The sequence below is a fragment of the Pseudoalteromonas sp. J2K-J599 genome (assembly GCF_059295115.2).
Genome location: NZ_CM200272.1, coordinates 778,223 through 790,956, shown reverse-complemented (window position 1 = coordinate 790,956; position 12,734 = coordinate 778,223). Strand labels below are relative to the sequence as shown.

The 12,734-nt window shown below is 37.1% G+C and carries 8 protein-coding genes; 3 read left to right on the top strand and 5 right to left on the bottom strand.

Annotated features, from left to right (window positions below):
• Positions 1-35 precede the first annotated feature (35 nt).
• Positions 36-911: a DNA replication terminus site-binding protein gene (locus AC5NT5_RS20305; RefSeq protein WP_494513571.1), complete on the bottom strand. Its 876-nt coding sequence runs from the start codon at positions 909-911 to the stop codon at positions 36-38.
• 943 nt (positions 912-1,854) lie between these two features.
• On the opposite strand from AC5NT5_RS20305, the gene AC5NT5_RS20300 reads away from it, so the two are divergent.
• A complete protein-coding gene (locus AC5NT5_RS20300) occupies positions 1,855-3,204 on the top strand; it encodes a class II 3-deoxy-7-phosphoheptulonate synthase (protein WP_024596521.1) in 1,350 nt (449 codons plus the stop codon).
• Positions 3,205-3,267: 63 nt separating this feature from the next.
• On the opposite strand, the gene ppsR is transcribed toward AC5NT5_RS20300, so the two are convergent.
• Positions 3,268-4,077, bottom strand: coding sequence for a posphoenolpyruvate synthetase regulatory kinase/phosphorylase PpsR (gene ppsR, locus AC5NT5_RS20295; RefSeq protein WP_007583184.1), 810 nt, complete (start codon positions 4,075-4,077; stop codon positions 3,268-3,270).
• Between the two features lie 157 nt (positions 4,078-4,234).
• Here ppsR and ppsA point away from each other — a divergent pair, with 157 nt between their 5' ends.
• On the top strand, positions 4,235-6,610 hold the full coding sequence (ppsA, locus tag AC5NT5_RS20290; protein ID WP_007378803.1) for a phosphoenolpyruvate synthase: 2,376 nt from the start codon (positions 4,235-4,237) through the stop codon (positions 6,608-6,610).
• A gap of 71 nt (positions 6,611-6,681) precedes the next feature.
• On the opposite strand, the gene AC5NT5_RS20285 is transcribed toward ppsA, so the two are convergent.
• Positions 6,682-6,891 carry a PGPGW domain-containing protein gene (locus AC5NT5_RS20285; protein ID WP_024596520.1) on the bottom strand — a complete coding sequence of 70 codons (210 nt, stop codon included), beginning with the start codon at positions 6,889-6,891 and terminating at the stop codon, positions 6,682-6,684.
• A gap of 145 nt (positions 6,892-7,036) precedes the next feature.
• On the opposite strand from AC5NT5_RS20285, the gene ydiJ reads away from it, so the two are divergent.
• A complete protein-coding gene (gene ydiJ / locus AC5NT5_RS20280; protein ID WP_494513570.1) occupies positions 7,037-10,084 on the top strand; it encodes a D-2-hydroxyglutarate dehydrogenase YdiJ in 3,048 nt (1,015 codons plus the stop codon).
• 140 nt (positions 10,085-10,224) lie between these two features.
• Here the strand turns inward: ydiJ and AC5NT5_RS20275 are convergent, their stop codons facing one another.
• The gene (locus AC5NT5_RS20275; RefSeq protein ID WP_024596518.1) at positions 10,225-11,424 is read right to left on the bottom strand and encodes a cation:proton antiporter; all 1,200 of its coding nucleotides are present in this window, start codon (positions 11,422-11,424) and stop codon (positions 10,225-10,227) included.
• Entirely contained in the window at positions 11,424-12,635 is a 1,212-nt protein-coding gene (locus AC5NT5_RS20270) for a tyrosine-type recombinase/integrase (protein ID WP_024596517.1), read from the bottom strand. The genes AC5NT5_RS20275 and AC5NT5_RS20270 overlap by 1 nt, the downstream gene beginning before the upstream one ends.
• Positions 12,636-12,734 lie beyond the last annotated feature (99 nt).

The following is a 12,734-nucleotide window of genomic DNA, read 5'->3' as shown; positions in this document are numbered from 1 at the left end:
AAAGGCCACATATTGTGGCCTTTTTAACATAATAGCTATCGGTCAACTTGTTCTAAATATAGCCTATCAACTAAAAAATCATACTCACGTTTTCGAGGATGAGCTTCGGGTTTTTTATAATCAGGTAAGATACCTAGTTTAACGTCTGGTTCTGGATTAATCAGAATAAATGGTAATGCGGCGCTCACATGATAGCGGTTTTGTGCTGTGTATCTCACATTAACTTGAGGGCTTACGCGAGTAGGGCGACGAATTCTTAATTTTTTCTTTTCACCTAAACTAGCAACCCGTAATTGTTCTTGAGCTACAAGTGATTGCCATTTTTGCTGATCTATCATTCTTGGATTTCGATAACTGGCCGATTTTTCGAGCATTTCGAGGGCCATTTTTTTAGTCAACGTTTTAGTTGCGTGCTTGTGCATCCAAGTAAACCTAACGGAAAATGGTGATTCGCTCTCACTGTGAATCTTACGATAAGCAGCAAGTGTTATTAAATTTGGTATTGCATTATGAACAGCCTCAAATCGGGCATCGTTATTATCAATTGCCAATATACACTCTTTGAAACTAGCTTTAGCTTTGTTAACTTGTGCTATACGATTATTTAAAGCTTGTTTATCTGCATTTTTAATAACAAGTAAACCAGGGTGCCTTTTTAAAACGCGACTGCTTAAGCCCGATTTTTTATAAATGTCAGAAAAGGAGTTTAAAATTGACTTTTGAGCCGGCGCTCCAGTTATTTTAGAGACAAGTATGGACTCAGGAACCTTATTTTCATCTAAATTACTTACATCAGGTAACTTATAGTACTCTGCTCTGGAAAACTCACATTCGTTTAATTCCTCAATTAACCTTAAAGTTAATTCGTTCATTAAATCAAACTGACTCCTAATTTGCACTTTAGTAACCACGACACACCTCAAAGAACACATCTTACTAATTCTATATTATTGCATGCACTTTGCATTGAGTAAATATTTAATAAAATAATGTTCGGTGTTCAGATAACGTATGAAGCAGTATACGTATGATGTGTTCTTGCTGGGTGAGTGGTTCTACCTATTCCTGTAATTTAGTACTGTTTTATTGATTAAAGAGTTAGTCCACTTAGGGCTTAATTGCCTAATAAATGAGGTATGTAATATGAACTTGGTGCGGTTGTGTTCTAAATAATAGTGTTAGTTTTGGTTGTTTCTCTAATTAGTGATTAATATTATAACGTGTTTTACTATGGGTTTATCATCCAAAAGCTTAGAATGTCATACATGCTTTTTGCATGCGAGCCATTTAAGGCATCACTGGCAGTTAAGTTTTTAGTTATGACAACTTGCTAAATAACGTTGGCGGCTGGGTGGGAAGATGAGTGGTGAATCAGCAGATTAACCTTGTGTAAGTTGTAAGTATATTCTGGCATAAGAATAATCAACAGCGTTATTCTACTAGGTTTAAAGTGCATATAAATAAGCAATACAAAATCCCTTATCATATATTTAAACCTGCACATAGCCCCTGTTAGTTAATAATTAATTTAGCGCGTAAAGTTAAGCTTACATTTAACGCAATTTTAGTATGATGTGTTCTTAGGTAAAATACATATAATATACCCTTGTGCCTTATTTATTCTCAATGTATTAAAATTAAAACTAATTAACTCTAATTGTTTGTTTTAAATCACTTTAGTTTATTTGAAATAAAAATAAAGTGATTGTTATATAACCACCTGAGTTAAGTAAAATTACTTTTATACTTAACTCATAACTAAATAATTGGAAAATAGTGAATTTAGTCCTTGAACATAGGGGTCTGCATACGTTAATTTCTTCTTATCAGGTAATGTAGGAATGAGGAAAAATTATGTCATCGTGGAACCCAAATAGCTGGAGAGAGCTGCCAATACTGCAGCAGCCACAGTACCCAGATCAAGAAATACTTAAATCAGTTGAAGGCCAATTAAAAACGGCTCCGCCTCTAGTTTTTGCAGAAGAAACAAGAAGCCTATTCAAACAACTTGAAGACGTGTGCGAAGGTCGTGCATTTTTACTTCAAGGTGGTGACTGTGCCGAGTCGTTTAGCGATTTTAATGCCGCTAATATTCGCGATACATTCAAAACAATTTTACAAATGGCTGTTGTATTGACTTACGGCGGTAAATGCCCTGTAGTTAAAATAGCGCGTATGGCTGGTCAATACGCTAAACCTCGTTCAGCAGACTTAGAAACAATTAATGGCGTGTCTTTACCATCTTACCGTGGCGACATCATTAATAATATTGAGTTTACAGAAGAGGCGCGCATTCCAGACCCACAACGTTTAATGACTGCATACCATCATAGTGCTGCTACGTTAAACTTATTACGTGCATTTGCACAAGGTGGCCTAGCCGATCTTCATCAGGTTAACCGCTGGAACATGGGCTTTGTTGCTGCAAATCCACTTAAAGAAAAATACCAACAACTTGCAGATAAAATTCAAGACGCACTAGAGTTTATGGAAGTGTGCGGAATTAACTCTACAATTGCGCCAAGCTTAAAAGAAACCGATTTATACACTTCTCACGAAGCTTTACTACTTGGTTACGAAGAGGCACTAACACGTCGTGACCATTTATCGGGTGATTGGTACGATTGTTCTGCTCACTTTGTTTGGATTGGTGAACGTACACGCCAACTAGACCACGCACATATTGAGTTCTTTAAAGGCATTAAAAACCCAATTGGTGTTAAAGTTGGCCCAGGTATGGACCCAGACGACCTAATTCGTTTAATTGACGCATTAAACCCTGATAACATTCCTGGTCGTTTAACGCTAATTACGCGTATGGGTGCAGACGTACTGCCAGAAAAACTCCCAGCTCTAGTAAGAAGAGTTCAACAAGAAGGCCGCAAAGTAATTTGGAGTTCTGATCCAATGCACGGTAATACTGAAAAAGCGACTTCAGGTTACAAAACGCGTAACTTCGATAATATCATGCGCGAGATCAGTCAATTCTTCGCTGTACACAAAGCTGAAGGTTCATACGCAGGTGGTGTTCACCTAGAAATGACAGGTCAGCACGTAACAGAATGTACAGGCGGTGCTTACGGTTTATCTGACGATGACTTAGCACAGCGTTACAAAACACAGTGTGATCCACGCCTTAACGCCGACCAAGTATTAGAGTTAGGCTTTTTAGTCGCTGATTTACTAAAAGACGCACGTAAATAATATTTATTGATACAAAAAAAACCGCTTAGTTGCGGTTTTTTTATTTCAAATTTGATGAGTAAGTCAGTACTTACGTCGCTCCAAGTCTGTCTCTATCAGTATTTTTGCAGAAATCTCTTCAACAGAATGATGCGTAGAATTAAAGTAAGCTATTTTGTGACGCTTATACAACATTTCTACTTCGCGCACCTCAATACGGCACTGTTTAATTGAAGCATACTTAGAGTTAGCCATACGTCGATGCCTTATAGCCGCAAGCCTCTCAGGGTCAATCGTCAGTCCAAATAACTTATGTTTATAAGGGACTAAACATTTAGGCAAACCTTCATTATCTAAATCTTCTTCTGTAATAGGGTAGTTAGCCGCTTTAATGCCGTACTGCAGTGCTAAGTATAAGCTTGTCGGTGTTTTACCACTTCTGCTAACGCCAATTAAAATGATGTCTGCTTCGGAAAAGTTTTTAATATTTCCACCATCATCATTCATAAGAGCATAGTTAACCGCATCAATTCTAAAATCATAACTTTTTTCGTGGATAGAATGCGTACGATGCATTTTTGGAACAGGGGCTACATTGAGCTCTTTTTCTATTTTTTCGCTATACGTAGTTAAAAAATCATACGTAACTGCATCAGCCGATTTTATAATTTCACTTAAATTGTGATTTACAAAAGTAAAAAACACGAAAGGCTTTTCACCTGTTTTTGCAGCGGTTGCATTAATTAAAGCTTTAATTTCGTGCGCTTTTTCTTCAGTTTCTACAAATGGAATTGTTTTATGATTAAAATCGATAGGAAACAACGACAAAGTCGCATGCCCAAATACCTCTGAAGTAATTGCTGTTCCATCTGATATATAAAAAGCAGTTCTCATAATTAACCTTTTTATTGCGTTTAAATCCCTAAAATGGGTTTCCCACGGTTTACGTGAGGACTGTTGCCAGTGTAGAATGATGACGACCTTTATAAAAGGTTTTCTTTCTTAACTCTCACAGTTAGACCTACAATTTGTTTTTTTTGGAGAAAGATCCGTGCAAGAATACGTTCTCTGGTATCAAGAGCTTGGTATGCAAGATGTTCCTCGAGTTGGCGGTAAAAACGCGTCACTTGGCGAAATGATTTCAAACCTCGCAAACGCAGGTGTACAAGTACCGGGTGGTTTTGCAACTACCGCAGATGCTTTTAATGAGTTTCTAGATCAATCAGGACTCACCGCCAAAATTCATGACATCCTAGATACACTTGATGTTGATGATGTAAATACACTCGCTAAAGTCGGTGCCGATATCCGCCAATGGATAATCGACACACCATTCCAACCAAACCTAGATCAAGCCATTCGCGACGCATATAGCCAACTCCATGGCGATACTGCAGCAGATGTTTCATTTGCAGTACGTTCATCAGCTACCGCTGAAGATATGCCAGATGCATCATTCGCAGGCCAACAAGAAACTTTCCTTAACGTTGTCGGTATCGATTCAGTCATGGTCGCTATTAAACACGTATTTGCTTCATTATTTAATGACCGTGCAATCTCATATCGTGTTCACCAAGGTTACGATCACCGTGGTGTAGCGTTATCAGCAGGTATACAGCGCATGGTACGTTCAGATAAATCAGCATCTGGCGTAATGTTTAGTATTGATACAGAGTCTGGTTTTGAAGACGTTGTATTTATTACATCAAGCTATGGCTTAGGTGAAATGGTTGTACAGGGCGCGGTTAACCCTGATGAATTTTATGTTCATAAACCAACACTCCTTAAAAACAAACCTTCAGTAGTACGTCGTAATATTGGTTCTAAAGCCATACAAATGATTTACTCAGAAGATAAAGCACATGGTAAGCAAGTAGACATCGTTGATGTTGACCCTGAGCTTTCTAATAAATTTTCGATTACAGATGAAGAAGTGCAAGATCTTGCCAAACAAGCTGTAATCATTGAAAAACATTACGGTCGTCCTATGGACATCGAATGGGCAAAAGACGGAAACGACGGCAAACTATATATAGTTCAAGCACGTCCAGAAACTGTCCGCTCAAACGAAGACTCAAACGTAATGGAACGTTTTCAATTAAATGGCACAAGTAATGTACTTGTTGAAGGCCGTGCAATTGGTCACAAAATTGGTAGCGGTGTTGTACGTGTTCTTGATTCAATCAAAGAAATGGACCAGGTACAAGTAGGCGACATTTTAGTAACCGATATGACCGACCCTGATTGGGAACCAATCATGAAACGTGCAGCAGCGATTGTTACAAATCGTGGTGGCCGTACGTGTCACGCGGCAATAATTGCACGCGAACTTGGTATTCCAGCAGTTGTTGGTTGTGGTAATGCAACTGATTTAATTAAAGCGGGCCAAGAAGTAACAGTATCGTGCGCCGAAGGCGATACCGGCTTTATTTACGAAGGTATTTTAGATTTTGAAATACTAACGTCACGCGTTGATAAAATGCCAGAACTACCAATGAAAGTAATGATGAACGTGGGTAACCCCGATCGCGCCTTTGACTTTGCACGCTTACCGCATGCAGGTGTTGGCCTTGCGCGAGTTGAATTTATTATTAACCGTATGATTGGCGTTCACCCTAAAGCGTTATTAAATTTTGATGCGCAAACCGATGCATTAAAAGCAGAAATTACTGACATGATTGCCGGTTACGAATCACCAGTAGAGTTTTACATAACAAAACTGGTTGAAGGTATTTCAACGCTTGGTTGTGCTTTTGCACCGGAGCGTGTAATTGTGCGTATGTCTGATTTTAAATCAAACGAATACGCAAACCTAGTTGGCGGCCAGCAATACGAGCCTGAAGAAGAAAACCCAATGATTGGTTTTCGTGGCGCCGCACGTTATATCTCTGAAGACTTCCGCGATTGTTTTGCACTAGAATGTGAAGCTATAAAACGCGTAAGAAACGACATGGATATGGCAAACATTGAAATCATGATCCCATTTGTACGTACCCTTGAAGAAGGTAAACGCGTAATTGAATTACTAGAAGAGCATGGCCTTAAACGTGGTGAAAATGGTCTTAAAGTAATCATGATGTGTGAGCTGCCTTCAAATGCATTACTTGCTGATGAATTTTTAGAAATGTTTGATGGTTTTTCTATCGGCTCTAACGATTTAACACAGTTAACGCTTGGTCTTGATCGTGATTCAGGTTTAATCGCACATTTATTTGATGAGCGTAACCCAGCAATTAAAAAACTACTTTCTATGGCAATTAAAACAGCTAAAGAAAAAGGCAAGTACGTAGGTATTTGTGGTCAAGGTCCTTCAGATCACGAAGACTTTGCTGCATGGTTAGTAGAGCAGGGCATTGACTCTGTTTCACTCAATCCAGACACAGTAATAGAAACATGGTTATACCTAGCTAAAAAATTAGCAAAGTAATAAATAGGTAAGCTATAAAAAATGCCAGCAATGTATTGCTGGCATTTTTTTATACCCAATTAAAAGTTAAATTAACGGGCTAATTTTTTATCTAAATAAGCACATGATTTAGTTAACGCCTTTTGGCAAAGTGATAAGTAATGTCGCGCTTTAGGGTAATAAAACGAAAAACACAATAAACCCGCCATAAAAAATATAAGTGATGGTCCTGGTACAACCGCAAAAAATAACCCTAGTAAAATAAATAGCACGCCACTGATCTGTAATAGTAATTTTTTCATATAACACACCTCATTACTCGTTAACTTGAGTATAATTTAAGCTGCATTAAAATCGACTAAAAGAGTGTTACAAACTGTAAAATCTTCAATTTCTATTCGCCATCACCATGATATAATTAGTCAAATGCCCTAAAATATCGCCGTCATGATAGCAACAATTACACAGCAAGATGCCGCGACAGAACTTGTCGCAAATTACCTAAACACCATTGCAAACCAAGGTTTTAGTGGAGATACCGATGCAAGTTATGCAACGCGTATTACTGCTTCAACCGATAACAGTGTGTATCAGGAAATACCCCAAGGTGTTATTTTTCCAAAAAGTGAAAAAGATATTCAACTCGCACTGCAAACTGCATCTCGCGACCCATTTTTATCTTTAACTTTTGGCCCTCGTGGTGGCGGAACAGGTACTAACGGTCAATCGTTAACACCAGGTATTGTTGTAGATTTGTCTCGCTATATGCGCGAAATCCTCGAAATAAATGTAGAAGAAGGCTGGGTACGCGTTCAAACCGGCGTAATAAAAGATCAACTTAATGACTTTTTAAAACCTTATGGTTTTTTCTTCTCGCCCGATTTATCTACTAGTAACAGGGCAACTATTGGTGGCATGATAAGTACTGACGCCTCTGGGCAAGGTTCGTTAGTTTACGGAAAAACAAGCGATCATGTTTTAGGGCTTACAACTTATTTAGTCGATGGTACACCTATGTGTACCTCACCAATAAACATCGACAAAGCAAAAATTATAGCCGAGCAAGACTCTCTAATTGGTAGTTTATATAAAACAGTTTTAAATATTTCAATTAATGAACGCGCTGCTATTTTAGCTAAGTTTCCACGGTTAAATAGGTTTTTAACCGGCTACGACCTAGAGCATGTGCTAAGTGATGACTTACTAACTTTTGATATGAGCCGACTAATAACAGGTTCAGAAGGCTCATTAGGTATAGTAACTGAAGCTAAATTAAACCTAACGCCTATTGCCGAATTCAAAACGCTTATTAATATCAAGTACGATAGCTTTGACTCAGCACTTCGTCATTCACCGTTTTTAGTTGATGCACGCGCAACATCGGTAGAAACCGTAGATAGCAAAGTTTTAAACTTAGCGCGTGAAGACATCATTTGGAATTTAGTATCGGACTTAATAACCGACGTGCCAAATAAAGATATGCAAGGCCTTAACATGGTCGAGTTTAATGCAGTATCAAACGATGATATAAAAGACAAAGTAGACACACTTTGTAAGCTTCTAGATGAATGCGTAGCAAAGCAAACTAATGGCGTTATTGGATATCAGTTAACCAGTGATAAAAGCGATATACTAAAAATTTACGCAATGCGTAAAAAATCAGTGGGTTTATTAGGTAATGTAAAAGGCACTCAAAAACCACTCGCCTTTGCAGAAGATACCGCTGTACCCCCTGAAAATTTAGCAGATTATATTGTCGAATTTAGAGCATTACTCGACAGTCATAATTTACAATATGGTATGTTTGGCCATGTTGATGCTGGGGTTTTACACGTACGCCCAGCACTTGATATGTGCGACCCAGAACAAGAAAAACTACTTAGAACTATTTCAGATCAGGTAGTAAAACTAACCGCTAAGTACGGTGGTTTAATGTGGGGCGAACACGGTAAAGGTTACCGAAGTGAATATAGTCCTGAATTTTTTGGTGAGCATTTATATACGCAACTTCGTAAAATAAAAACAGCTTTCGATCCTAACAACCGCATCAACCCCGGTAAAATATGTACTCCTATCGATAGTGAAGACTCACTAGTTAGTGTTGATGGACAAAAGAGATCGCACTTCGATAAGCAAATATCAATAGAAGTTAAAACCAGTTTTAACAATGCAATGACCTGTAATGGTAATGGCATATGCTTTAATTACGATGAAAATTCACCTATGTGTCCATCGTATAAAGTAACTGGCGATCGTCGTAATTCACCAAAAGGACGCGCAAGTTTAATGCGCGAATGGCTTCGTTTACAAGAGTCAAAAAATGTAGATTTACTCGAAGTAGAAAAGCAGCTTAACAAAGGTGAAGTAATCACCTGGTGGGAACGTTTTGTTCACAGCCGCGAAAAACGAAAAGGTATTTACGACTTTTCTCACGAAGTAAAAGCGTCAATGGATGAATGTTTAGCGTGTAAAGCATGTACAACTGCCTGCCCAATTAAAGTAGATGTTCCTACTTTTCGTTCGCGCTTTCTAAATTATTATCATAGTTATTATGCGCGTCCGCTAAAAGATTACCTTGTTGGTAACATAGAGAACAGCGCGCCATTAATGGCAAAGTTTGCAAAAGTTATAAACCCAATTGTTAAAACATCATTAGTAAGCAATGTTATTAAAAAAACAGTTGGCTATGTTGATACACCACAGTTAAGTATTCCTGCACTTTCAAAGCGTGTTACTAAAACACAAAAATTTGATTTTGATTTATTAAATAAATTAAATGCAGAGCAACAAAGTGAATATGTATTAATAGTACAAGACCCATTTACGAGCTTTTACGAAGCGGAATTAGTAGAAAGTTTTATTACTTTAATAATCCAACTTGGCAAAAAACCAATGCTATTACCTTTTAAACCAAATGGTAAACCGCAACACGTAAAAGGTTTTTTGCATGAATTTAAAGTTACAGCTAAAAATGCAGCTGAGTTTTTAAATAAATTAAATGATATTAATGCACCGCTAGTCGGTTTAGATGCGTCACTCGTTATGTGTTACCGCGATGAATATAATACAATTTTAGAAAATAACCGTGGTGAATTTAATGTGCAACTTGCGCATGAATGGTTAGAAACACAATCGTTTAAAACACTCAGTGCAAAACAAAATACAGATACCGAATTTACATTATTGAGTCATTGTACTGAAACAACTGCACTGCCAAAAGCAGCAAATGTTTGGCAAACAATCTTCAGTGATATTGGTTTAACATTAAAAACAACAAATACAGGTTGCTGTGGAATGGCGGGGACTTATGGCCACGAAGCACAAAATCAAGATAACTCACGTGCGCTTTACGAAATGAGCTGGAAACCAATTGTAGATAAAAATAAACCTGAGCAACTTTTATCTACGGGCTTTTCTTGTCGTAGCCAAGTTAAACGTTTTGAACAATTTAAACCAAAACACCCAATTGAATTACTAGCACAGGTACTTAGCTAATAAAAGTTAAAAAAAGGCGTAACTTAAAAATAAGTTACGCCTTTTTTTATTAATACCCATTCGCTTAATTAAATGATCGTTTTTGAGGCTGGAAAAACGCCTTGATACCTCGGCAAAAAATTCACTAATTTTTATAAAAGCTATTTAGATTTTTTAGCGAAACTGTCTGCAATTGGCTTTGTACTTATACCGTGAATAAATACACTAAACAAAATAGTCGTCATTGCTATTGTCGCTATTTGATATTTGTTTTCTATTTGCGTATCAATCACCATCAATGTAAAAACAATTGATGCTAATCCTCTTGGTCCAAACCACGCAAATGTAAAACGCTCTTTAATATTCAATGCCGTAAACTGCAGTGACAACATAACTGGAATTATTCTAATCAATGTTGTACTTAACAAAGCGTAAATTATAATTTCAGTATTTAATTTCGGAATAACTAAGTAAGCACAAACAAACCCGAACAAGCACCAAATCATTAGCGATGTAAAATCTGCAATGTGCTCTGAGTCTTCAATTAATTCTGTTCTAACTTCTTCAGTCGAAAATTTATCAAATAATAAGCCTGCAATAAACACCGCAATAAATCCACTGCCATGAAAATACTGAGTGACAGAAAAAACAGCCATAGCAAAACCGAGTAATAAAAATGGACTGGTATTTTGTGCAAAGTAATGACGTTTCATTGCAAAGTTTAAACTCGGTATAAAAACAGCGATACTTGTAATAGCTATTAATAGAGCCAGGCCAAGCTCTCGGCCAAACACACTTAATGTTTGTGTTGCAGTAATAGCTGAGTCAGGATTTTTAGCGAGTAATATAAATATTAAAAATATGGGCACACATAATCCATCGTTCAAACCACTTTCAGTATTTATTCCTTCGCGTATTTTTTCAGGCACTTGTGTACTTGCTAGTAACCCTTTACTTAATGCCGCATCGGTAGGTGTTAAAATAATAGCGAGCAACGCCGCTTGAATAAGTGAAAGCTCAGCAAAGAAAAATAAAGCAACAGCAATACCGAGTAATAAAGTTAAGGGTAGGGCAACAAACAACAGTAAACTAGGATACTGAAAACTATGCCTTAACACACTTAGCTTTGATTTAGCTGCATCAGAAAATAAAAATATACTTAGCGTAAGCTCTATAAATGGTAATAAAAGATCAACGCCTTCTTTTATTTTATTCCCTTCGTTGGGTAGCATTAAAGCTAAACATATTCCCCCAACAACAAAAAACATTGGGCCTGTTACTTCTGTTTTTTCTAACTGGCGAAGTGTTAAAGAATAAATTAAAAATAGTCCGCCTATAAATGATATTACTAAATACTCCATTAAATTTTCCTTTTAAGTCCTGATTTTGCTCGCTCTTTAATATTTGTTTGAATATAAATTTGATCGGTAGTCGCAATTTTAGAATGGCCTAAATCTTCTGATAAATGTTTGAGCGGTCTGGTTTGCGCATCATGTGTAGCACCAGTATGACGAAGCCAATGTGCAGTTGCAGCGCCAAGTTGTTCAGCGTCATCTTTAAAACCATCATCAAGTAATGATTGCTGAGCATAATCAAAACTTTGTTGAACTAAACGCCTAATTTGCCTTACGGTCATACCACCTTGACCGCGAATTTTATGAACTAACGGCTCAGATTCATCAACCCGAGGAAGGGCAGGTAGACCTCGATATAATCTGTATCGTTTTAAATATTCAACAAAATCATCACTTAAGGTTACATCTCGTAATTTATTACCTTTACCCATTATACGTAAAAACCAAAATCCATCATTATCTTGCCAAAAATGAGACATCACCGGCGACCATTGTGGGCGCTCAGATAATTCTGAAATTCGTAAATAAAGACCTTTTAAGCAGGCAAGCGTAAACAAATTTCGCTCAAAATCAGGGTTATGTTCGCATAAATCACGCGTTACACCAAAAACGTATTCCCATTGAATATCACTTAATGTATCAGGAATTTGAATTTGTGATTGAACAACTAAATACGGGCTATTTTTTTTAACAACAGGGACAAAGTTCGCGAATGTTTTTTCTTCGAGTAGGGCAAACTTATAAAATACATTTAAGGCAGTAAACATGGCCGATAAAGTTTGTTGGCTGGCAGTCGATTCTTTTAGCATAAAAGGGCGCCAATTTTGATTTAATCTACGAATTCCTTGCTCATCTTTATAACGCCATTGCACTGAAGTTGCAGCCCATTCTTTATCAGGTTCAACCATAAAATCAACGTAAGCTTCAACATCTTCACGTTTTAAATCGAATACTGATTTTTCTGCTATTAACCACGACCATAAATAAAAGCGTTCAAGTTCATTTCGAAAACGGCTATAAGTCGCTTCTGATTTTCTGCCATAAACATATAAAAACTGATATAAGAATGTCAGATCGGCTTTTGATTCAGTTACAGTCAAGCCAACTTCCTGTATAAAGGATGCAAGTTCTGGGTATTCTGAATTTAGAGTACCGTCATCTAGATGGGCAATTTGATATCTTAATTGTTTTAACGTATCAACCAAAGCAACAAGCATAATGTATAAATATTCAATTAAATAATAGGCTTACAGAATAACGTTAAAGTCCGATACTGTCTAGTATTGGACATAGTAAATCTCTAATTATTTTAATGC

Coding starts and splice junctions, on each gene's coding strand:
- AC5NT5_RS20275 (WP_024596518.1), bottom strand. CDS start 11,424: ATGGAGTATTTAGTAATATCATTTATAGGCGGACTATTTTTAATTTAT.
- AC5NT5_RS20285 (WP_024596520.1), bottom strand. CDS start 6,891: ATGAAAAAATTACTATTACAGATCAGTGGCGTGCTATTTATTTTACTA.
- ydiJ (WP_494513570.1), top strand. CDS start 7,037: ATGATAGCAACAATTACACAGCAAGATGCCGCGACAGAACTTGTCGCA.
- ppsR (WP_007583184.1), bottom strand. CDS start 4,077: ATGAGAACTGCTTTTTATATATCAGATGGAACAGCAATTACTTCAGAG.
- AC5NT5_RS20270 (WP_024596517.1), bottom strand. CDS start 12,635: ATGCTTGTTGCTTTGGTTGATACGTTAAAACAATTAAGATATCAAATT.
- AC5NT5_RS20300 (WP_024596521.1), top strand. CDS start 1,855: ATGTCATCGTGGAACCCAAATAGCTGGAGAGAGCTGCCAATACTGCAG.